The following is a 23,120-nucleotide window of genomic DNA, read 5'->3' as shown; positions in this document are numbered from 1 at the left end:
TTCGACACCATGATAACGGAACTCTCAAAGCAAACCCGATTGATTCGCTGGAGCAATCTGCATTCGACGATCTTGTTAGCCGTCTGCACTGCGATACTGCTGCTCTCATGGCCTATCGAACTACTGCTAGGCTCTGCGGCGTCGTCGTTTGCCTGGTTCGTTGTTCGCGGCCAAGGCAATTGGCCATCAATAGCTCAATTCGGCCCCGCCAATGCCGTGACCTTGTTCCGCTTGCTGCTGATCTTTAGCTTGGCAACTTTCACCCACCGGCCCGACTTGATAATTCTCCTGGCATTACTCGTTCTATGCCTCGACGGCGTCGACGGCTGGCTGGCACGGAAATTCGACTGCGCTTCGGAATTCGGCGAATATTTCGATAAAGAAACCGATGCTTTTTTCATGCTGGTGCTATGCTGGCTGATCGCACTCGATCAGCGCCTGGGTTTGTGGATACTGCTGCCGGGATTGATGCGCTATGTATTCGTGTGCTTTTTAATGATCGCAAAGCCGCCAACCTACAAAGAACAACAAACGACCACAGGCAAGGTCGTTTTCGTCGTCACGATACTGGCCTTGATCTCCTGCTTTACCGATTATCCAGCGATCTATCGCCCTTTGGCGCTCGCAATCACGTTGTTGCTCAGCTATTCGTTTATCGCCTCGATCCGCTTAATTTACCGCCCCGCCCGCGATGATGCATAAGCTTAGAACCCGACAAGTCGAAGGTTCCGCCGATATTCGCGCCTTTTTCGACCGACTCGCCGCCACTTACAGGGAGGCGCACGGTCGCGCCGACCGCCTTTTAGCTTACCGCCTTTCAATCATCCGGCCATTGCTCGGCAAACGACGCGGCACATTGCTCGAAATCGGCTGCGGCACCGGCATGCATTTATTTGAATTAGCCGGCCTTTATGAACAAGCTATCGGCACAGATCTTTCGCCGAATATGATTTCGGAAGCCGACAGATTACGCGAAAAGCATGCAAATCGCGAAACCATCCGATTCGCGGTCGATCCGGCCGAACAATTAAGTACTATAGAATCCGGACAAATCGATACGGTACTGTGCATCGGCGCCTTCGAACACATGCCCGATAAACCGCGAGTACTTCGGCAAATCGCGCGTGTCTTGAAACCCGGCGGCGAATTCATCTGCTTAACCCCTAACGGTGCTTATTGCTGGTACACGGCGATCGCCCGCGGATTTCGCTGGGACACTCAGCACTTAAGCAGCGACCGCTTCATGACGAGGCAAGAGCTGTGCGGGTTACTAAACGACGCGGGACTGGTGCCGGAAACGATAGACTATTGGACTTTCATCCCAAAAGGCGACATGCCTTCGCCTATTTATTGGTTGCTGTCCGGTTTGAATATTATCGGTAAAAGGCTGAAAATACCGGCATTGCGCGGCGGAATATATCTGAAAGCCGTTTTTAAGGAGGGGCAAAGCAAGGATGCCTACAAGGCTGAATAATTCATGATGACGTGAAGTAGCACAATATAATGGATATGCTGTTACCCAAGCTCCAGCTCTCATCGTTATACATAAATTGTAGGGTACGCTGCGCGTACCAAAGCCGAGCCCTGGAGGTTTGGTTGGCACATGAATATCGCGGGGTTACCATGGGACGCACAGCGTACCCTACGCGGTTCGTCTAGCAGCGTAGCCTGGATGGAGCATAGCGCAATCCGGGAAGTCAGGTGCCACACCAGTCCCGTATGCCGCTCCGCTGCATACGGGTTAGATACTCCATGATTGAACTGCCGAAAAACAAAATCAGTCCCCCACTAACCCCTCAGTGCGCGCCGAACGGACAATGGATGCTTGGCGACGGCATAGTGTTTGTGTAAACCGGTTATTTCACAGGTACCGCCCGATCTTTGATACTCGGCGCGAAAATGATAAATGAATTCCAATACCGTGCTATCGATCAAATTAACTTCACTCAAATCGAAAATCACCTGCTTGCCTTTAGGTAACGTGCCGGTCATGCTTTTTAACGCAAGAAAGTTTGAAAACACGGCCGCCCCGTGGACCTGCACATGAAAATTGCCGGGATCCTGTTCATTAATACGATAGGCGACCTGAAAAATCTGGGCAGGCTTCAGACCACGCAAACCGTGCAGCGCCAACTCAATGACAATACCGATCAACACCCCTAGCAAAAGATCCGTCAGTAAAATACTGATCAAGGTCACGACAAACACCAAAAAATGGCCGAAACCAACACTCAAAGTTTTGGCAAACTCCATCGGCGAGGCGAGCCTAAATCCCGTATAAACCAACAATGCCGCCAATGATGCCAACGGAATCTCTTGTATCAGATTGGCCCCCAAGCTGATAAATAGCAGCAGGAATATACCATGAAAAAAGTTCGACCAGTTGCTTTGCGCGCCATAACTGATGTTTGACGAGCTGCGCACGATTTCCGCAATCATCGGCAACCCGCCGACTAGGCCGCAGAGCGTATTGCCCATGCCGATAGCCATCAAATCGCGGTTCAAATCGGAACAACGGTGCTTGGGATCTAGCTTGTCCACCGCCGCGGCGCTCAGCAAGGTTTCCAAACTGCCGATAAGAGTGATATTAAAAACGCAGAACCAAAATTTAGCCGTGCCGATCAGCGCAAAGTCCGGTAAATACAGCGCATCCAACGGATTGTTTGGAAGATTGAGCAAAAAAGCAGGACCGATTAAAAACTCACCCTGGGTCAAAAACTGCGTCACTACAGAGTGATAGCGATGCACATGATCCAAATCGAAATAAAACGTCAACAGCAAACCGGAAAACAAAACCCAAAGCGGTGCAGGTAAGGTACGACTGACTTTAAAAGGAAGACGGGGCCAAAAGATCATGACGGCCAAGCCGATCAAACCAATCATTGCGATAGGGACATTCATATTGATCACTGCCCTCGGCAAAGCCATCGCTTGTTGTACAATAGATCCTGGCTCAGTAGGAACTCCAAGCAAAACATAGCTTTGTTTGACCAGAATGATAATACCGATGGCCGCCAGCATCCCGTGTACTACCGAGGAAGGAAAAAAGGCACTGAGTTTGCCCGCGCGCAAAACGCCCAGGGCAATTTGGATCAAGCCAGATAAAACAATAGCCGCCAGCGTATAGGAAACGCCGACGGCAGTATTGCCCGCACCCAAGGTATGCACGGAATCCAACACCACCACGATTAAACCAGCTGCAGGACCGTTGATCGTGAGTTGGCTACCACTCACACGAGACACCAAGATTCCGCCAATGATCGCAGTAATCAGGCCGCTCATCGGCGGAAAACCGGAGGCCATCGCGATACCTAGACACAAAGGCAAGGCAATCAGAGAGACAAAAAAACCGGCACGAAGATCGTTATAGACAAGTGTTTGAGGCATGGGCGTCATGAGGTAGTGATAACTCCCCAATAGACTATCCTTTCGAACTACTTTAATCTAATAGATAATTTCTGCAGTTTTGTTATATTTTATATATCGATATCGGCAATCCAGCCCTCCCCTCTTATATGCTGCACAACTGAATAATCATGGCCATCTTGAACTATCACCACCTGCGTTATTTCTGGGTCATCGCCAATGAAAACAACTTAACCCGAGCCGCAGAAAAACTGCATATCTCGCAATCTGCACTGAGCATACAGTTGCGTAAACTCGAAGAAAGCTTCGGACAAAAATTATTTGAACGCGAAGGCCGGCAGTTGATCTTGACCGAAGCGGGTCACGTTGCCTTGGATTATGCTCAAGCCATTTTCCGCGCCGGTGATGAGCTATTGAGTGTCATGCAGCGCCGCGAAGCGGGTAGCCGACTTTTACTGCGTGTCGGAGCAGTTTCCACCCTATCGCGCAACTTTCAGTTGGATTTGATTAAACCGCTGCTGGCTTTGAAAAATATTGAGTTGGTGCTGCATTCCGGCAGCCTTAACGCCTTGATGCAGCAAATGCAGGAACATACCCTGGACTTGCTCTTGTCTAATCGTCCGGCTCCCGATGCCCTGGATCGAAATTGGCAATGTCATTTGCTCGATGAACAGCCTGCCAGCCTAGTCTGTCAAGCACGGACGGCCCCGACCAACTTTCGTTTTCCGGACGATTTGCACCATGCCGGATTATTCGTGCCCAGCATGGAAAGCGAAATCCGCACCGCTTTCGATTTTTTGCTCAACCAGGCCGGCGTTCGGCCCAAAATCATTGCGGAAGTGGACGACATGGCCATGCTGAGGCTGTTGGCGCGTGAATCCGGAACGCTAACGCTGGTGCCGCCGGTGGTGGTGCGTGACGAATTGCTGAGCGGCCATTTAGTCGAATGCGTGCAGATAGCGGAAGTCAAGGAACGATTTTATGCAATCACCCCTGAACGACACTTTCCCAATCCGCTATTGAAAACCCTATTTGATAATTTCACGCCTTCTCGCGAAGGATGAAATAAAACCACAATGCGCATAACACCGCCCCGTTAAACCGCGAACAACCCTTGTTCAAAATTCAAGCCAATGAGCATTTGCTACAATGCAAGACCCCCATTATTTAGCTCTAGGACGTTATTTATTGCACCAAGTTAAGATCAGACATATTTGCAATATGTATCATGCTAAATCCGATATTGGCCATGCATTTTAATCATTGGAAAATTTACCTATAATAACTGGCTCTATTCAACGATATCCAAATGATGCCAATCCTTGCCACAAGCTATTCAATCACTTGTGGCTAGTGACGCATTGGCGTTCGAACTCAATCTAAGGAAAAAGACCATGTCCGGCTATGTTGATGAAGTTGTCATTCCGTATGATCGCGACCTTGGGCCTGTCCTATTCCAGCATTACGGCGCCGATACCGCAAGACGCGTCGCCGAACAAGCGCCGAAGGACGTGCTGGAAATCGCCGCCGGCACCGGCATCGTGACGCGTCACTTGCGCAGCTTATTGGCGAAAGAAGCGCGCCTGACCGCAATCGACATCAGCGATTCGATGATGGACGTGGCTCGAAAAAAGTTTCGGGCCGACGAACAAGTCACGTTTCAAAACGCCGACGCCACCGCGTTGCCGTTCGATGACGAAGCCTTCGATGCCGTGGTCTGTCAATTCGGCATCATGTTTTTCGATCGAGACAAAGGCTTTCGCGAGGTTTACCGCACCTTGAAGCCGGGCGGCCGGTACTTGTTCCGGGTTTGGGATTCAGAACGTTACAACCCCTTCGCCAGCTTGAGCTTCGAAGTCCTCAAGCAATACTTTCCGTCGGATACCCCGCAGTTTTTATTCGATCCGGTGTCCTGCCATCGCATCGACCCGCTCAAGGAACAATTGATTCAAATCGGTTTCGACCCGGTAGTCATTTCGGTGCAGCGCCACGAATACAATATTTTCGATGTGACTGCGTTCGCGCGGGCCTTAGTTTACACGCCGGTGATCTTCGAAATCAGGGATAAAGGCGGAGTCGATCCCGAGGACATCGTAACCGAACTGGCCGAAGCCTTCCAAAAAGAGCTTGGCTCAAGCCCGATGCGCTATCCGATGCAAGCGATTCTGTTCGAGACGGAAAAGCCTAATGCCCGATAACTTAGATACCAACCCGAATAACTTTATGCACATCATGAAAACAAAATCATTTATCCCCAAGTCCTGTTTGGCGGCGTTGACGCTTCTTTTGACGCAGAATGTGTCTCATGCGATGCCGGGCATGGACATGCCGGCCGGCGAAAACGCAAAGCCGCACCCGCTAGCGAAAAGCATCGGCGTGCCGATTAACTCATCGGCCTCGGAATTTGAACTGACCTACAGCGCCGACGGCAAAACGGTCGTTTTCGTTTCGACGCGTCCAGGCGCCATCGAATCCAAAGGCAATCCCTACAACTTTGACATCTGGATGTCTCATAACGTGAATGGCGTTTGGCAAACGCCGATTCATCTGGGGCCCGACATCGACCCAAACGTTGGGCCGAACATCAATACATCCGCGTGGGAATTGGAACCGAGTCTGTCGGATGACGGCAACGCGCTTTATTTCACCCGCTACGAACCAGGCAATCTGTCTACCGGCGATCTCTATGTGGCGCAGAAAGTCGATGGCGTCTGGCAACCGGCCAGAAATTGGAACGATGTGCCGGAACTGCCTAACCTCAACACGCCGACCGGCGAAGAACATTGCCCGATCATCGTCTCGGACAGCCTGATTTATTTCAGTTATCAGCAACCCGGAGTCACCCAGGACAGCGACATCTGGAAGGTCGAAAAGAAAAACGGGGTTTGGCAGAAACCTCAGAGTCTCGGCCCAAGAATCAATTCCCCTTACCGAGACCATTTGCATTGGACAGGACTGTCGAAGGACGGCAAAAGCCTGATCATTACCAGTACGCGCCCGGATTTCGGCTCGCGTGGCGGACACGACGAATGGATTTCGTATCAAAATCCCCAAGGCGAATGGCAAGAGCCCTTGAACCTAGGCGACACCATTAACACGGCGGGCGAGGACATGTGCTGGGCCTTCACGCCGGACGGCAAGCAATTTTTCGGCGGTTGGGGCCCGCAAGGCTCCTATGATATGAATGTCATGTGGATGAACAAAGACGACGTGCCTTTGCTCAAGAATTTCGATCCGATCGGCCCGCCGCCCAACTTGCTTGCCAAAAGCAAGGCAAAAGCCGGCAAAGCTAAATAGTTGTCTTGTTTCGCCCGTTGAGCGTTCTCGCCTTAAAAATGCCAGAACGCTCTGAAGTGTGTTTTTATATCAGGCACTCAAATATACAACGCTATCGACTACATAGGCGTAAAATTCAATGAGACCGCCTATTGCAGGCAGCATTGATGGCGTGCCAGGCCATTTTGAAATTCGGCTCACCACAGATACAAACTCGATTCTTTGTTCATGATGACGGTCCGATACTGTTCGGAGCTCGGACTTTGAGCCACGCCGTAACAAACATGAAGAGGCAGCAGGTGCTCTTCCCTCGGATGACAAAAGCGCGCTCCAGGCGCCTTGCTCCAGCGAATCAACAGCCCTGCTCGTTCTTCTTCCCGGATTTCACGACTGGAACATACATTCACTAACCAGTCCTCAAATGAGTGATTGAGCCGGTTGGATTCTTCATCGTCAGGCGTAAAAAATGCTCTCATGTTATGAAACGAGAAGCCTGAGCCTATTACCAAAACGTTCTTCCGACTCAAGTTCTTGAGGGCGCGGCCTATTTCGATGTGATGAGAGGGATCGAGCGTGTCAACAAGAGACATTTGAACGCACGGAATATTCGCTTCCGGATACATGATTTTAAGCGGGACAAAAACACCGTGATCAATGCCTCTCGACTCGTCCTGTCTGGCATCAATCCCCGCATCGGCCAACATCCGATGTAGTTCGCTAGCCAAGAATGGCTCGCCGGGGCAGGGGTACTGGATTTGGTAGGATTCCGGCGAGAACCCGTGATAGTCATATATCAAGAAAGGGCTCTGTCCAGAAGTGATCGTGGGATTTTTTTCTTCCCAGTGCGCGCTGACCACTACGAGCGCGTCGGGTTTTGGAATGCTTGCCGCAATGCTTTTCAGACATGAAATCATTTCTTGATGCGCAGAATCTCCCAGCAAGGGCAGAGGGCCTCCGCCGTGGGATAGAAACAGGGCTTTGGGTGTTTGTTTCATCGTTTCTCCAGAATAAGTGGGCAGGGGTTGCCGAAATCCAGGCTGCATGGATAGCTCGAAGCTTGCCATCCGTGGCGCTGGATGCCCGCACTTTTGCCCTTTGGGTATCCCTGCGAGCATGACGGACTTTTTTAGGTTTAGCTTAAGCATCTTGCTAATCAGGTAGGATTTTTAAACGCTTCCGAAAGCACATGAGACTTGTAACTATTACCTCGTGCAAAGCCTATTTTTTCTTATAAAAATTAGAAGTATAGCAAGCCATCAGCGCGCCTCTAACCATCGAGGCATCATCTTGTTTATACAGTTGACTATCTTTATCGCTCATCGTAAACATAAGCCTTTTGGTTTCATCGAAAATATCCCTATTGCCGAAAACAGAATCTGCCACACAATTACAATAAGACCTAGCCTGCTCGACTGGACGCGCCCGCCCTTCCTTTTGTATGCAACTATCAAGAAAAGCAGACTTTACCTGAGACATACCACTATCCTCACCACCGCCTCCGCACGCCGACAAAGCAACCGCCCAAACAGCCATGATAACTGATTTATTTTTACTCATTTCATTCCTTATTTCTTGGACCCAAGGGTTTCAATCTTAAACAGTTCAGCCATGATTGACTAACAAAAAACAAAAGTCGGAAGAAAAAAGGGGGAAAAGGGTTCAATTACTCCCTTTTGATTCAAAAACCGCCTAAGAATAAAAGGCATGGGATATGTGTGAGTCGCAGGTACCAACGGCTCAGTCTTAAACGGTGCGACCTATCGTGACAGGAACGTTGCGATGTGTCTAATCCTACCTGTGCGAATCCGTATTTGTACAGAAATGCTTGCTCGAACTCGTCTTAGACGGGGTACGCAGTTAGGGTCACTCAGGTAACTGGTGGCGTTGAAGGAGCCAGGCAAGCATAGTCAGGGAGGTGGCAGGTTTCAGCCTCGAATCAGGTGTCAGGGTCTATGTCCGCCTGAAACACTGGGGAGTTTTTTTTTCTTCTCTCACTGGGATTTATACGGTTATTCTCAGTGGCTATTAGGGGTGCTTGCTGTTGTCGCCCAGACATAATGGTTATTGGTACTGACCGATGAAAGTCCTACGGCGTCTCTTGATTTTAACCCCTTCAAGAGTAATGCCCGCCTATAAGTTTATGGCGAAATGGCGGGTTTATGCGCTGGTGTGTGAGATTCCCCAAACTGAGCACTTTAAGGATGGCAGCGTCTTCGGTGTAGCCACGCAATTGCGCGGTGATAGAAGACTCCGTTGTTAGAAATACGTTGTCATGGTTTTTCCATGAAGAAAGTTAGTCCGTCGGCTACGACCCCAAAATGGTCTGTCCTTCCTCTTTTGGAAAACCCGACGGTCGCTAAGAAACGCCTTCCACGGCACGACCGTTGGCAAGGTATTGGTTAGTGTATGAGGGGTAAATCAGGTTGTCTTTATGTTAGTGAAACCGCTTAAGATTAAACATCATTCTTTAACAGGCAGAATAACCATCGAACGGGTGCGCAAGGCATTTCTTAATGTCAAACGTAACCGGGGCGCTGCCGGCGTTGATAAGCAAAGCATTGTGATGTTCGAGGCGAATCTTGAACAGAATTTGCAAGCATTGTTGAGCGATTTAAAAACGCGGGGGACATTTTCTCCGCATCCGCTCAAACGTGTGCGTATCGACAAAGGGAATGGGAAATTTCGCCCGTTGGGCATTCCCGTGGTCCGTGACAGGATTGCGCAGGATGTCTTGCGGCAACTGCTGGAACCGTTGTTCGAGCCTTTGTTCCATCCAAACTCGTGTGGGTTTCGGCCAAATAGGAACTGTCATCAGGCCATTGAACGGGTGCTGGACATCTGGCGCGAGGGCAATCGCTATGTGCTGGATGCGGATATATCGGGATTTTTCGATAACATCCCGCACCATGTCATCATGACGGGGCTATCCAATGTGGTCGCTGATGGGAATATTCTGGGTATTATTGAACGGTTTCTTAGGTCTGGCGTCATGGAAGACGGCGTTTTTAAACCAACGACGATCGGCACGCCGCAAGGCGGTGTCATTTCGCCTTTGTTGGCAAATATTGCGCTGAACTATCTGGATTGGCATCTGCATGAGCATGGCTTGAACTTTGTGCGTTATGCGGATGACTTTGTCGTTCTATGCCCATCCGAGGAACAGGCAAAAGAGGCATTGGTTCTTGTCGGGGCGTTTTTAAACACGCATCTTGAGTTGAAACTCTGCCCTGAGAAATCGCAGGTCACCACATTTAGTGAGGGTTTTGCATTCTTGGGGTTTGATATTAGCTCAAGGGCGGTCACGATGCGCCCAAAGTCCATAGAGAAATTCAAAGATAAAATCCGGGAGTTGACCTGTCGCTCCTATAACTTGGATAGTTACCGCATCATGCGGGTTAATCAGGTGATACGAGGGACGGCAAATTATTTTGCAACGCCGTTCTCTCATAATCGTTATCTGTTTACGGAATTGGACAAGTGGATTCGAGTTCGCTTACGGTGCATGAAGTTTAACAGGAAATGGAAGACCGATAACAGGCGTCTACGTCTGAAGCACTTTAAGAATAAAGGGTTGTTGAGTCTCAGGGCGTTCTATCATGAACCTGCATAGCAAATACAATGACTCCCTTTCGAGGGCAATCTAGGCGGAGCCGCCCATTGTCTGAAAGAGACACGATGGTAAATAGAGGGAATTAACCTTCTTGCGGCAACGGGGGGCTGGTGGTGATCCTCCAGCCTACCCACTGTCTATCGAGGACCGCCGTAAACCCATCCATGAGGGCTTGACGGCAGCTCTCGAACGCTAGGGATTGCGTGAATGCAGATTTTGCAAAAAAAGGGGTCAAAAAAAGGGGTCAGGTTTAATTAAAAATTAAACCTGACCCCTTTTTTCCCCTTTTTTGACCCCTTTTCGTGTTAAATCTTAGACTCAACTATTCAATCACGCTTCCGCGCCAAAATATCGATTTGATGAACGATGATGCCGAGCGTGCGCTCTTGCCTTTGCTGCCGACGGCATTCCAGCCATCGGTCGAGTTTTTCCCTGGCTATCGCCGAATCGCGTCGGCCTTCCGAATAGATCCATCCCAGCAAGCGTTCCAGAACCGCTTGATCGTCATCGCGATAAGTGCCGTCTTCGGGCGTGATGTTCCAGTCGGAACCACCGTAGCTGACGATTTCGAAACCGGCATTCAGCAATTCTCCGTACAGACGCCGCCCGCACTTTGCACCGCCCGTTTCCGAACCATTCAGGCGGCGTGCTTCCATTGACGCATCGTAGGTCTGCAACAAGGCGTCTTCGAACTCGCTGTCCGGATACGGCGGAAACACGACCGTCTCACCGTCGTAGTTGATCGTAGCGTAGAACAAGCCGCCCGGTTTCAACCCGGCATGAAAACAGGACAATGTTTGTAGTAACGGGACCAGGTCCATGAATGCATGCGCGGTGATGACGTCGTAGCGGTTCGACGCGGGTTGAAACTCGCTCAGCGGTGTGCAAATGCATTGAAATTCGATTCGGTCCGCGCCGCGTTCGGCGCTGAGAAGGCCGGCTGCTTTTTCGACCGCAAAACCTTTGTCCCGCAAAACAGTGGCGATCTCTGTTTCGGCGATACCGAGCAAGCCGGATTCGATGTCGAGCCCGGTCAAGCGCATTGCGCTGCGATCGCTATGCTGAAGGATGCGCCGAAGCATAGCTCCGGTGCCGGTACCGACATCGAGTAACTCGAGCGGATTTCTGCCGGACAGCTCATTCAAAAAGTGTCGCCAAACTGCAGGGTTCAGGCTGCGTTGATCCAGCGCGTATTTGGCTTGCAGGAATTGGGCGAAGGCGTCCAAGGCTTATTCCCGATAGCCCGCCCAGTCGCGCTCGTTTTCCCATAATTTGACGGTCAGTTTTTGCTCGCCGAAATCCAGCCTCGACTGTAACCCTTCGTGAATGATGCGCGCGAAATGTTCGAGCGACGGATTGAGCCCATCGAACTCGGAAAGATCGTTCAACGTGACGTCCTTAAACCGTTCGATCACGGCAGATAGCGCGTTTTCCAGATCGACGATATCGACCAGGTAGCCGTGACTGTCCAAGCGGTCGTGCTCGATTTGGATTTCGACTCGGTAATGATGACTGTGCCGCTGATTCTCAGCACCCCAGTCGCCGCCCACCAGATAATGCTGCGCGATGAAATCTCTACAAATAGCGAGTTGATACATGAACACCTCAGTCGTCTTGATAATCGAAAATAATCTGTAATGCCGCGTCTTTTTGCCCGGCATTCGTGTCGAATGCTTGCTTGCATTGATCAAGCCTGAACCGATGCGTGATCCAACGCGCCGGCTCGATGGCATCGAGCCAATGCCAAGCCGTAGCTATGCGCCGATGCTTGTCCCATCGTCCGGACAGCATGGGGTTCATCGTGCTGACCTGGCTAGACAGCAATTGAATGCGCCGCCGGTGGAAATGCCCGCCCAAATCGACGTCGACCCGCTTGTTGCCGTACCAGGAACCGACCAGAATACGGCCCGAAAATCCGGTCATGTCGATGGCCCGGTTCAATGCCTCGCTATTGCCGGACAATTCGATCACCAGGTCGAAACCGTCCGCCCCTCCCTCGCGCAAACAGTCTTGCAGATCGCGCCAAGCGTTTTCGTCGTTCGGGTCGACGCAATGCGCCGCGCCGATGCGTTTCGACAGCTCGCGCCTCGATGCGACAGGGTCGGCCGTGATCAGGCTGGCCAGCGGAAAACGCGCCAACAGTTCGCAGGTCAGCAATCCGACGACGCCCTGGCCGAAGATCAATACTCTTTCGCCGAGCAGCGGCGCGGCATCCATCACGAAATTCACTGCCGATTCCATGTTCGGCAGAAACAGCGCATCGAGCGGCGACAAGCCGTCCGGAATCGGCAAGCATTCGCTCAAGGCAACGGCCGCATGGGATTGATGCGGATGAAAGGTAAACACCTTGCGCGCGAGCCAGCTTTTATCGACACGCGCACCGACCTCGACGATCTCCCCGACCAAGGCGTAACCGTATCGAAACGGATAAGCGAAACTACCGGCCAGACTCGGTATCGTCGCGTCTTGCTCCAGCTCCTGCGGAAAGCGCCCATCGAAAATCATCCCTTCGGTGCCGGGACTGATCGCCGAATGATGCGCCTTAATCAGCACCTGGTCATCGCCGAGCGGCGGTAGTTCGATCGTCTGCAGCGCGACTGCGCGCGCGGCGGTATGAAAGACGGCCTTAGCTTCAATCGTCATCGTGCAAGGCGCCATATAAAATCAGATCGCCGCCGAGCGGGTGATAGCGGCAATCTTTTAGTTCGAGCATCGGGCGACACGGCTTCTCGACGGCCCTGAGCCCTCCGATGATTTTCGGCGCGATCGTGATCACGCAATAATCGACAATATCTTCAAGCAAAAAGGCATTGATGACCTCGGCCCCGCCCTCGACCATCACGGTCTTGATGCCCAGTTCTGTCAATAATTTACGCAGCGCCGCCAGATCGATATGACCGTCCGAGCTTTGTTCGACCCGATACACCCGGATACCCTTGGCCTCGAGGCGGCGCTGCTTGTCGGCGGGCGCTTGTTTGGTCGCGACCACGATCGGCAGTTTGCTAGACGCGCTGAGCATCTTCGCATCTTCGGGAAAGCGAAGCAGGCAATCCAAGATGACCGGTTGAGGATCATCGCCCTCGACATGGCGCACGTTCAGGCGCGGATTGTCAACTAGAGTCGTGTTGATGCCAATCAGCAAGGCATCGTGATGGGCGCGAAGCAGATGGGTCAACTTCAACGAGGCGCTGCCGCTCAACGGCAACGACGATTCGGCATTCAGCGCAATGCTGCCGTCGATGCTTTGCGCATAACTCAACGTAAAAAAAGGTGGCCGGTCTTTGCTTCGGTGAAGTTTGTCGAGCCGGTCGATGAAAGGCTGCATGAATTGCAGGTCTTCGGGAACAGGCACGGCTGTATTCTGTTGGTCAAAGCTCAACAAATGCCGTAATTTCTCGGCCTTGACCTTCAGATAGCCGACGTTTTCGCGATGATAGACGGACTCTATCGGCACGCGTTTTTCGACCACGATCCCCATCGCCTCCAACCCGCTGATTTTATCGGGATTGTTGGTAATCAGCTCAATCGACGTCACACCCAATTCGCGCAAGATCAGTGCGGCTTGAGTATAGTCGCGCTCGTCGGGCAAATGGCCGAGCCGGATATTGGCTTCGACGGTATCGAGCCCCTGATCCTGAAGATTGTAGGCTTGCAGTTTTTTCAGCAGACCGATGCCGCGCCCTTCCTGACGTAAATAAATCAACACGCCGAACCCGGCCTGCTCGATCATCTGCAGCGACAAGGCCAACTGATCGCCGCAATCGCAGCGCCGCGACCCGAAAACGTCGCCGGTCAAACATTCCGAATGAATACGCACCGGCACGCGCTTCTTTCCGGCCACACCGTCTTTGACCAGTGCGACATGCTCCTTATCGTCGACAGGATTGCTAAAATAATGCAGTTGAAACTCGCCGTGTGCCGTCGGCAAACGCGTCCTGACAAGCGTTTCAATCGTCGATACCGCCTTAACATTCATAATTTTGCCGGTTGTTTTGTTCTTATAGTCGTTGACAGGCCTTGATCAGACCGGCTTGTTTCGAAACTTCATGCAATGGGTTTCATTGTACTCATTTCGATTTTAATTTCATGGAAAAGTTTTGGGTGGTATGGCGATATTTGAAATGCGACAATTGGTCACACTTGCGCGTTGCAAAGCAGGAGATAAGATTATGATTACTTAATTGTTCTCCGATTAAGGCATATATCCTTCTCTCAATGCGGCTTACCAACCGCATTTTTTTTGCCTCGTAAAAAAACGAGCAATCAGTGCGATTGTTTTTAAATAAGGCCGGCCGGAGTCCTTGATTCATTCCTCGCGCGGCACAATCCTCCTCCAAAATCCTTATGTTATTGTCCACGGTCTTTCAAGAAAGCGGCTATCTATACCCATCTTAGATCAAAATTCGGCACCGAGGTGTTCGTCAAAGGACGCCGAAATTTGACTAGCAAAGGGTATACTAGGCGTGGGTATTGATCGCTATAGCATCAAAAATAAAAAAGCGTAAACCTAAATTTGGAAGTTTAACCATGAAGTACATAAGGTTTATTATGTATTTCAAGAGTCTACCTAAATATTGCTGCTATCCTTTCGGGTGAGCGAAAGTCACACACAATCGATTGACAAGTTATTGAGTTAACTTATTATTCTTCATGATCTTCATGGTGAAATGCTTTTTCTAGGGTAAATGATTTACGAATAGGAGGACTGAGGATTTCGCGACAAATCATTTTAAGGAGTTATGAACTGCGACAATCTGTCGCGCGGCAATCGGTCACATTCCGAAATAAAGAGAAGCCGGCTAAGATATATCCAACTCAACCGCTGATGCGTTTGTGCTCAAATATCCTTCCTCTTGTATGCGGCTTTTTTAGCCGCATTTTTTTTGGCCTGCGTTTCACCGATACCAACAGAAAAACCGACAATCCTCATTTTCTCCCGCCTTGGCTGATCAGGGTTTGCAACCCCGTCCCGCAAAAGCTTCTCTGAGAGTCTGGAGTTTTTGGCGAAATCGCTTGTTATTCGGTCGGCTCCCTTCTTGAGAAAAATCCCGTAATTAATAGCCCGACAAATATAACGGTCAACAAACTCGGCATCAATTCGAAATGACGCTGATAAAAAGTAGAAGCCGGATTTTTTTGATAAGGGACGGTATATAAACCGGACCATTCTTGATTGAGTGGTGATCGATGCAAAACTTTGCCGGAAGCCAGCGCGACTGTCGATATGCCTGTGTTTGTCACCCTGACGACAGGCCTTCGAAATTCGACGGCGCGCGCCAAAGTCATATACAGATGTTGGTAAGGTTCTTGCCAGGTCCCGTACCATGAATCATTGGTCGCATTGACGATAAATTGCGCGCCAATGTCGGAAAGGCCTTTCGAAAAATCAGGAAACAAACTTTCGTAACACACCTGAGGTCCGATTTTGTAATCGTTTAATTGCAATAACACGGTGGGCCCCGGCCCTTCGGCGAAATTACCGACCATCGGAAACCAATCGCGCAGCCATGGGAATTTTTTTTCACCGGGAATATATTCGCCCAAAGCCAATAAGATTGTTTTGCTGTAATGCGGTTCGGTAACCGTTCCTTGCCTATCCAACGCAAACAACGAATTGGTAATCAAACCGGAACGCTCGTCCTTAGCATAGGCGCCGGTTATCATTCCGATTTGACGCTCGCGCAAGTATTCACTAAGTACTCGGGCATAATACGAGTCGTTGTACTGTCCGCCAAGCAAAGACGGAAACGAGGTTTCCGACCACAACACGAAATCGACTGCAACATCGGGATTCGACTCCAAACCGTTTTCGGTCACGGTCAGATATTTTTTTAGAATTTCGGTCTGAAAGCCCTTGCCGTGCGCGGCCGCATGTTTTTCAGTGTTGCCGATATTGGCTTGTACCAATAGCGTATTGAAAGAGGCTTCAGGTTCAGGTAACCGATTTTTTAACCCTAGCCCGGCCACATTCAAACCGATAAAAACAATGATAACGCCGGCTAAAATCGTCAAACCGCTAAGCTCTCGGCGTTTTTGCCAAGCAACCAACAACGGCCAGTTCAGCAATATCGTGATCATGCTCAAACCGGTGAATCCGACAAACTCGGCCCATTGATAAACCGGTAGACCGAAACCATACCAGGTGTAACCAAAATTCCACTTGAACAGCATCGGCAAGCCGAATTCGCATATTGCTGTCAACACGGCCATTTGTGCGAATGACAGCCACTGCGGCCAACGGAAATATTTAACGCCGAAATACCACAACAAACCGGCAGCCGGGACGAACAAATGACCGAACAAGGCGAACAAGATCATCCCAATGCCGGCTAGAAACCAGTTGACTTGGGCAAATTCATGCAGGGTATAGGTCACCCAATTGAAGCCGATCAAGGTGTAAATGAAGGTCGTCAGAAAACCGCCGAGCAAGACGTTTTTCAAACTGCTCTGCCGTTCCCAGAACAGCCAAAGCGGCACGAAACAAAACAACGAAGCCCAGGGAGGAAAAGGAATATAACTCGTTCCGATAAAGACGCCCGAGGCAATCGGCAACAGCCATTGATGTTTGAAAGAAGATGCGGCTGTTTTCATTGAGTATTGATGAGTTCACTCGTTCCCAAGCTCTTGCTTGGGAATGCATTACAAGAAGCTCCAGCTTCTTGAAACCTAAGCCAGGAGCTTAACCAAAGGGTTTCCCAAACCGGAGAGCCTGTGAAAGCGTGTAGAATGCGGCAAAAAACGTGCCTCGCCGCATCCTGTGATGCTTCGTCAAGCAGAGCTTGAGGATAGGCGTTCCCAAGCTGGAGCTTGGGAACGAGACATAAAATCTATTTCGAATCAGACCGATTCGATTATTCGGCTTCTTTAGCTTCTTTAGCTTCTTCCTCGGTCGTCATGATCAACGAAGCAAAACAATTCATCATGCTTTCCGTATAATTGGCATGCGCATCGGCAAGATCCTTGGGAGAGCCGAATTCATTTCTCAGCTCATTGAGGACTTCCTCCGGGTTTTCCGCTTTGCTCAATGTCAGCATCTTCGTGTAACTACGATAGGCCGCGCGTCGATTCGGGTCGAACGCTAAGACGCCGGGCATGTTATGCGAGCTTAAATCAACGACACAGCGCGCCATCGTTTCCGGCGATAGCTTATAGTCTTTAACATCTTTTTCTTGCCGCATGTCTTCGAGAACGGCTTGTTCATATTCCGTTTTTTCGCTGCACGCAACAAGCATTGACGCAGCCAATGCAATAAATACTATTTTTTTCATTCGATTACCTGATAATGAGTTGCCGGAGTCTGGGGCAAGTGAGAGATTTCGGTCATGGCTTGTTCGATCCAAGCTTCGGCTTCGGCATTGATATCGCCAGCTTTACGGTTTTGGGTCTCGATAGGCGGTCCTATTCTGACCTGAACGACGCCCGGATATTTTAAAAAACTGTAACGCGGCCAATATTCTCCGGCATTATGCGCGACAGGAATTACCGGGTAGCCTGATTTTTGCGCGAGTATCGCACCGCCGGCATTGAATTTCTTTTTTTCTCCGGGAGCGGCGCGCGTTCCTTCCGGAAAAACCACGACCCATAATCCTTCCTTTAGGTATTCCGAACCCTTATCGATCAAGATCTTCAATGCTTCGCGTTGATTGTTGCGATCGATCGCAATCGGTTTGAGAGTGGCCAGAGCCCACCCCCAAATCGGCAGCCATAGCAGGGATTCCTTGAGCACCGCCGTTTGCGGAGGCAAGATTTTTCTCAGCGCCACGGTTTCCCATGCCGATTGATGCTTGCTGAGCACGACAGCAGCATCGATGCCTTGAATATGCTCCAAACCTTCCACTTCATAACGAATTCCACAGGATTTTTCGACCATCCATAGCAGCAAATTTATCCAAATGCCTGCGATTTTATAGCGGACCGAAAACGGCAGGACCACGCTGGCCAAGATGATCGGGCTGAACAGCAGCGTCGATATAATGATTCCCAGCAATAATAAGGACGATCCGAGGTAGACACGAAAGGAGGGCTGATAATTGAATGATGTCGTCTGAGTCATGAATGAAAACGTTCTAAAGATCACGGAGGATTAAAAACCGCTCGAGCCGGTACAGTGAGAAAATCGGCACGAGCGGCAATCTCTCCGAATTACGATTGCAGCCTTGAAATATCGGCGATTTGCAAAAACTGCTCGGACAGCATGTTCAGCAAGCCGAGACGGCTATTTCGTAAATCGACATCATCGGTCATAACCATGACGTTATCGAAAAAAGCATCCACGGCATCCTTCAACTGCGCCAGTCGATTCATCGCTGCGGTATAGTCCTGTTGTTGCAATAGCGGCGTAATCGCTTTGGCTGACGCCTGTGCGGCTTGCAACAATGCTACTTCCGCCGGTTCAGTCAGCGCATTGCTATCGAAATTATGGGGCGCTTCGGTTTTTTTCAAAATATTGCGAATTCTTTTGTTGGCGCCGGCCAGGCTCTCGGCTTCGGGACGTTGCCGGAACGTTTTGACGGCTTCCAAGCGGCGCATGAAATCCAACGGCTCTTCCGGCAATACGGCCAGTACCGCGTCGAATTCGTCGGGGCTAAACCCTTTGTCCGAACAATACCCTTTGAGCCGGTCGTAGATAAATTCCAGCACCATTTGATGAGTCTTAGCTCTGTCGAAGTCGTGTTCGACTTGTTCAATTGCAAAATCCACGCACGCTGTCAAATTTAACGGAAGTTCGCGTTCGATCGCGGTGCGAAGTACGCCGAGCGCGGCGCGGCGCAGTGCATAGGGGTCCTTATCGCCGGTCGGAATCAAGCCGGCGCTGAAGATACCGGTCAGCGTGTCGATCTTTTCGGCCAACGACAAAATTTGTCCGGTCTTGCTAGCGGCCGTGACGCTTCCGGATTGCTTAGGAAAATATTGCTCTTCGAGCGCCTCGGCGACTTCGGCCGGCTCATTGTCGGCCAGTGCGTAATAGCGGCCCATGACGCCTTGCAAGTTTGGGAATTCTCCGACCATTTCGGTCAATAAGTCGGTTTTGGCAAGAACGGCGGCGCGTTTGGCCAGGTTCGCATCGGCATCGAGTTGCGTAGCGATGTAATCGGCCAGTTGTTTGACCCGGTGCGTTTTATCGGCCAAGGTGCCCAAGGTTTTTTGGAAGACGATGTTTTTCAGCGCGTCGACCCGGTCTTCAAGACGCAGCTTGCGGTCCTGTTTCCAGAAAAATTCGGCATCGGACAAACGCGGAGTGATCACGCGCTCGTTGCCTTCGCGTATCGATTCCGGACGAGTGCTTTCAATATTGCTGAACGTGATGAAATGCGCCGACAAACTACCGTCGGCCTGCTTGACCGGAAAATATTTTTGATTGGTCTGCATCGTCGTGATCAACACTTCGGCCGGCAACTCCAAATAGCGCGGATCGAAATGCCCGATGACTGGGACCGGCCATTCGTTCAGCGCGGCGATTTCCTCGAGCAGGTCTTCCTCGATATGTGCGGTACCGCCGACCGATTGCGCGGCCTGCTGCGCCGCAAGCCGAATTTTTTGCTTGCGCTCGTCAAAGTCTGCAATGACTTTACCGGAATCGAACAAGATATCCCGGTAGCGGTCTGCGCTCTCGATAGTCAACGCAACAGGCGCATGAAAACGATGGCCGAAAGTTTGCTTACCTGTAGTCAGGCCGAGAATATCGGTCTCAATGACCTGATCGCCGAACAACAGCGCAGCCCAGTGCACCGGCCGAACGAATTCGGTCGTATAATCGCCCCAGCGCATGCGCTTGGCTATCGGCAAGGCATGAATGCTGGCACGTAATATTTCGGGAATCAACTTTTCGGTGGCCTGACCTTCGATCGGTTGACGATAAACCAACCATTCGCCTTTGTCCGTGCTCAAACGCTCCAAACCGTCTACCGTGGTGCCGCAACTGGCGGCAAAGCCCTGAGCGGCTTTGCTTGGCATACCATCGGCGGAGAATGCAGCCTGCACTGCCGGCCCGCGTTTTTCAACGGTTCTATTCGGCTGTGCAGTCGCGAGATTTTCGACCCAAACCGCCAGACGTCTGGGCGTGGCATAGCCTTTAATGCCGGAGTAACTTAAATCGGCATTATCCAGTCCTTGCCGGACATTGTTGAGCAAGGCTCGGCTGAGCGTTATTAGTGTTTTCGGTGGCAATTCCTCGGAACCCAATTCAAACAATAAATGTTTGGCGTCGCTCATGCTTGCACCTCCTTTGCGGCCAACATCGGAAAGCCCAGCGACTCGCGGCGTTGGTAATAACATTCGGCGACCGATTTGGCCAGATTCCTGACGCGCAGAATATAACGCTGACGCTCGGTAACCGAGATTGCACGGCGGGCGTCCAGTAAATTAAACGTGTGAGAAGCTTTGAGTACCATTTCGTAAGCCGGTAACGGCAAATCTTGCGTCAACAATTTTTCGCATTCCTGCTCGTAAGTATCGAAACAATTGAATAAGAATTCGACATTGGCATGTTCGAAGTTATAGGCGGACATTTCAACTTCGTTTTGATGAAAGACGTCGCCATAGCTGACCGTGCCGAAAGGCCCTTTGGTCCAAACCAAATCGTAAACGCTTTCGACGCCTTGCAAATACATGGCGATGCGCTCCAAGCCGTAAGTAATTTCGCCGGTAACCGGTTTACATTCGAGGCCGCCGACTTGTTGGAAATAGGTAAATTGCGTGACTTCCATGCCGTTCAGCCAGACTTCCCAGCCCAAGCCCCAGGCGCCAAGCGTCGGCGATTCCCAGTTGTCCTCGACGAAGCGGATGTCATGCTCAAGTAAATCCAAGCCCAAATAACGCAATGAACCCAGATATAGTTCTTGAAAATTATCCGGCGACGGTTTCAAGATGACTTGGAACTGATAATAATGCTGCAAGCGATTCGGATTCTCCCCGAAACGACCGTCGGTGGGTCTGCGCGAAGGTTGAACGTAAGCGGTATTCCAAGGTTCCGGGCCGATCGAGCGAAGAAAGGTCGCCGGATGAAAGGTGCCGGCGCCGACTTCCTGATCCAGCGGCTGCAATAATACGCAGCCCTGCCGGGCCCAATATTCCTGCAAGGCTAGAATTAGCCCTTGAAAAGTTAATAAGTCGTTATTTGTGCTTGACACGGTTGCTCCAGGGAATAATTAAACAACGATTCGTCTCCTAAATCGTTTCGTCCGTTTTTAAGGCTTTGACTCTAAATGCACTTATAATTTATCTAAATAAAAGCGCCGCTTTCTATGCTGCTTTCTATTAAGAGTGGCAATATAAAAAATGTGCGATTATAACTGAAATCAATAAAGAACGGGCATGAAAAAAGTTACGCAATCGACGCCATGATTTTGGCTATATTCACGTTAATAGTTGAAGTCATCGAAGTATATACCCATCGGATATCAAAATTCGGCACCGGGGTACTGCCCATACGCATCAAGCTAAGAATTTCTTGATAAATATACCCTTTGACGGTCAAATTTCGGCGCCCGGGGGTCTCGCCAAAGGACGCCGTGAATACGTCCATGTAGGCTCTGTGACAGCATCCCTGCTGTCAAAGCCTTTGCCGAACCCCCCGGCGTCTCCATGCGTCAATGCCGAAATTTGAAGTGCGAAAGGTATAAACCTAAAAAGAACAGTTGAGAGTCTCAAACCACCGTTCGCCCTTCACCCTTCGGCTGCGCTCAGGAGAGCCCCGTCGAAGGGTGAAGGGTAGTTTGAGGCTTCACCAAGCCGGTGAAAGTGTTGTAGACCCTTCATGCTTCGACTTAGCTCAGCACGAACGGTCTACAACACACCTCAACTGCTCTTTTTAGGATAAATATTATTTCGATGACTCGCTTTTCGGACTCGCCTTTGACAAGCGTTCTAATGTCGAACTCAGCTTTAACAATGCGCAAGCTAAAGAGTCGTCCTCGCGGGCTTCGGCATTATGCCGAATTTCGGCAATACTGGCTGCACCGGGGACATTTACGTGGCGCTCCGGTTGCTCAACTTGGCGATGAAGCGCTTCGGTGATTTTAAATTGTAAAATATCTACTTGGTGATTAGGCATTTTATCGATAGCACCTAGGATGGCATTGCGATAAAAGCGTAGTTGCGACGCCCAATTAGCCGAATCGGCATACACCATTAGCTTGTTTCGATCGATTACACAATGCTTGGCATGCTCTTTCAACTGATCGGGCAAGGCCTCTCTAACAATTTTTAATAGTTTTTTTTGTTGCTCAATTTGGCTATATAAGGAGGCAAGCGAACGATTGGGATGCGCAAGCAATTGTCTAAAAGCGGTGGAGTTCGGCATATGCTTGAAAATTTTGATCGACATTCAGTTTAAAACGATTATATAGAAATTTTCTAGTGAATTCAGTGACTATTAAAGAAATACCCACCCTATAAGGCGATTGAATCTAGACGGTAGCTGTTTTGCCGGTTGACTTTGGGGAAATAAGGCATAGAATAATCCTAGCTTGAAATTCGATATATCTTTGATGTTTTAGTTACGACGTTTTTTCTGTAGTGCTCTGTTTCTGTAGATCCTCGTTACGTTCTGCCATTAAGAGATTTCACTATTTCTTAGCTAGACGGTCCGCTTTATGGACTAAATTGATTTAAATTTTTATTTTTAAGGTTTTGAGTATGTCTACTACTACAACAGGCACAGTTAAATGGTTCAACGCGGACAAAGGCTTCGGTTTCATCGAGCAAGGCCAAGGTCCTGACGTTTTCGTTCATTTCCGCAACATTGCGGGTTCCGGTTTTAAATCCTTGACTGAAGGCCAAAAAGTTCAGTTTATCGTGACTCAAGGTCAAAAAGGCCCACAAGCCGAAGAAGTTACCGTTATCTAAATAATTTTGCATAAATAGCTTA

General features: G+C 50.1%; 20 protein-coding genes. 7 read left to right on the top strand and 13 right to left on the bottom strand.

Features of this window, described 5'->3' with window-relative positions; translation table 11 throughout:
- Nucleotides 1–9: 9 nt before the first annotated feature.
- Complete coding sequence (locus tag EQU24_RS03590) at nt 10–702, top strand: CDP-alcohol phosphatidyltransferase family protein (protein ID WP_017840810.1); 693 nt, start codon at nt 10–12, stop codon at nt 700–702.
- Nucleotides 692–1,474 carry a class I SAM-dependent methyltransferase gene (locus tag EQU24_RS03585; RefSeq protein WP_083877707.1) on the top strand — a complete coding sequence of 261 codons (783 nt, stop codon included), beginning with the start codon at nt 692–694 and terminating at the stop codon, nt 1,472–1,474. Before EQU24_RS03590 ends, EQU24_RS03585 begins: the two co-directional genes overlap by 11 nt.
- Before the next feature lie 314 nt (nt 1,475–1,788).
- On the opposite strand, the gene EQU24_RS03580 is transcribed toward EQU24_RS03585, so the two are convergent.
- On the bottom strand, nt 1,789–3,387 hold the full coding sequence (locus EQU24_RS03580) for a SulP family inorganic anion transporter (RefSeq protein ID WP_175421657.1): 1,599 nt from the start codon (nt 3,385–3,387) through the stop codon (nt 1,789–1,791).
- Between the two features lie 149 nt (nt 3,388–3,536).
- Between EQU24_RS03580 and EQU24_RS03575 the strand changes: the two genes are divergently transcribed.
- The 3 genes from EQU24_RS03575 to EQU24_RS03565 all read left to right on the top strand — a co-directional run bounded on the left by EQU24_RS03575 (nt 3,537) and on the right by EQU24_RS03565 (nt 6,663).
- Nucleotides 3,537–4,430, top strand: coding sequence for a LysR family transcriptional regulator (locus EQU24_RS03575; protein WP_017840813.1), 894 nt, complete (start codon nt 3,537–3,539; stop codon nt 4,428–4,430).
- 330 nt (nt 4,431–4,760) lie between these two features.
- Nucleotides 4,761–5,564 carry a class I SAM-dependent methyltransferase gene (locus EQU24_RS03570; RefSeq protein WP_017840814.1) on the top strand — a complete coding sequence of 268 codons (804 nt, stop codon included), beginning with the start codon at nt 4,761–4,763 and terminating at the stop codon, nt 5,562–5,564.
- A 34-nt stretch (nt 5,565–5,598) separates the two neighbouring features.
- A complete protein-coding gene (locus tag EQU24_RS03565) occupies nt 5,599–6,663 on the top strand; it encodes a TolB family protein (RefSeq protein WP_026130178.1) in 1,065 nt (354 codons plus the stop codon).
- A 176-nt stretch (nt 6,664–6,839) separates the two neighbouring features.
- Here the strand turns inward: EQU24_RS03565 and EQU24_RS03560 are convergent, their stop codons facing one another.
- Both EQU24_RS03560 and EQU24_RS03555 read right to left on the bottom strand, forming a co-directional pair.
- The gene (locus EQU24_RS03560; protein ID WP_026130179.1) at nt 6,840–7,637 is read right to left on the bottom strand and encodes a DODA-type extradiol aromatic ring-opening family dioxygenase; all 798 of its coding nucleotides are present in this window, start codon (nt 7,635–7,637) and stop codon (nt 6,840–6,842) included.
- A gap of 223 nt (nt 7,638–7,860) precedes the next feature.
- Nucleotides 7,861–8,199, bottom strand: a complete 339-nt coding sequence (locus EQU24_RS03555; RefSeq protein ID WP_017840817.1) for a hypothetical protein — start codon at nt 8,197–8,199, stop codon at nt 7,861–7,863.
- 874 nt (nt 8,200–9,073) lie between these two features.
- Between EQU24_RS03555 and ltrA the strand changes: the two genes are divergently transcribed.
- Nucleotides 9,074–10,252: a group II intron reverse transcriptase/maturase gene (gene ltrA, locus EQU24_RS03550; protein WP_017839828.1), complete on the top strand. Its 1,179-nt coding sequence runs from the start codon at nt 9,074–9,076 to the stop codon at nt 10,250–10,252.
- 326 nt (nt 10,253–10,578) lie between these two features.
- Here the strand turns inward: ltrA and EQU24_RS03545 are convergent, their stop codons facing one another.
- From EQU24_RS03545 to EQU24_RS03500, 10 genes are all read right to left on the bottom strand, one after another.
- On the bottom strand, nt 10,579–11,478 hold the full coding sequence (locus EQU24_RS03545) for a class I SAM-dependent methyltransferase (RefSeq protein WP_017840818.1): 900 nt from the start codon (nt 11,476–11,478) through the stop codon (nt 10,579–10,581).
- A 3-nt stretch (nt 11,479–11,481) separates the two neighbouring features.
- Complete coding sequence (locus EQU24_RS03540) at nt 11,482–11,850, bottom strand: 6-pyruvoyl trahydropterin synthase family protein (protein ID WP_017840819.1); 369 nt, start codon at nt 11,848–11,850, stop codon at nt 11,482–11,484.
- Nucleotides 11,851–11,857: 7 nt separating this feature from the next.
- Nucleotides 11,858–12,895 (bottom strand): zinc-binding dehydrogenase, encoded by a 1,038-nt coding sequence (locus EQU24_RS03535; protein WP_017840820.1) that lies wholly within the window; start codon nt 12,893–12,895, stop codon nt 11,858–11,860.
- Nucleotides 12,885–14,228 carry a GTP cyclohydrolase II gene (gene ribA / locus EQU24_RS23365; RefSeq protein WP_017840821.1) on the bottom strand — a complete coding sequence of 448 codons (1,344 nt, stop codon included), beginning with the start codon at nt 14,226–14,228 and terminating at the stop codon, nt 12,885–12,887. Before ribA ends, EQU24_RS03535 begins: the two co-directional genes overlap by 11 nt.
- 1,040 nt (nt 14,229–15,268) lie before the next feature.
- Entirely contained in the window at nt 15,269–16,843 is a 1,575-nt protein-coding gene (gene lnt / locus EQU24_RS03525) for an apolipoprotein N-acyltransferase (protein WP_017840824.1), read from the bottom strand.
- 260 nt (nt 16,844–17,103) lie between these two features.
- On the bottom strand, nt 17,104–17,520 hold the full coding sequence (locus EQU24_RS03520) for a hypothetical protein (protein WP_017840825.1): 417 nt from the start codon (nt 17,518–17,520) through the stop codon (nt 17,104–17,106).
- Nucleotides 17,517–18,305, bottom strand: coding sequence for a lysophospholipid acyltransferase family protein (locus EQU24_RS03515; RefSeq protein ID WP_017840826.1), 789 nt, complete (start codon nt 18,303–18,305; stop codon nt 17,517–17,519). The genes EQU24_RS03520 and EQU24_RS03515 overlap by 4 nt, the downstream gene beginning before the upstream one ends.
- A gap of 89 nt (nt 18,306–18,394) precedes the next feature.
- Nucleotides 18,395–20,464, bottom strand: coding sequence for a glycine--tRNA ligase subunit beta (glyS, locus tag EQU24_RS03510; RefSeq protein WP_017840827.1), 2,070 nt, complete (start codon nt 20,462–20,464; stop codon nt 18,395–18,397).
- Nucleotides 20,461–21,381, bottom strand: coding sequence for a glycine--tRNA ligase subunit alpha (glyQ, locus tag EQU24_RS03505; RefSeq protein ID WP_017840828.1), 921 nt, complete (start codon nt 21,379–21,381; stop codon nt 20,461–20,463). The genes glyS and glyQ overlap by 4 nt, the downstream gene beginning before the upstream one ends.
- A 692-nt stretch (nt 21,382–22,073) precedes the next feature.
- Complete coding sequence (locus EQU24_RS03500) at nt 22,074–22,577, bottom strand: DciA family protein (protein ID WP_017840830.1); 504 nt, start codon at nt 22,575–22,577, stop codon at nt 22,074–22,076.
- A 311-nt stretch (nt 22,578–22,888) separates the two neighbouring features.
- Between EQU24_RS03500 and EQU24_RS03495 the strand changes: the two genes are divergently transcribed.
- A complete protein-coding gene (locus tag EQU24_RS03495; protein ID WP_017840831.1) occupies nt 22,889–23,098 on the top strand; it encodes a cold-shock protein in 210 nt (69 codons plus the stop codon).
- The last annotated feature ends 22 nt before the right edge of the window (nt 23,099–23,120 follow it).

The sequence above is a fragment of the Methylotuvimicrobium buryatense genome (assembly GCF_005931095.1).
Lineage (GTDB): Bacteria > Pseudomonadota > Gammaproteobacteria > Methylococcales > Methylomonadaceae > Methylotuvimicrobium > Methylotuvimicrobium buryatense.
The sequence above is the reverse complement of the archived record's forward strand: the minus strand, read 5'-3'. Positions and strand labels throughout refer to the sequence as shown.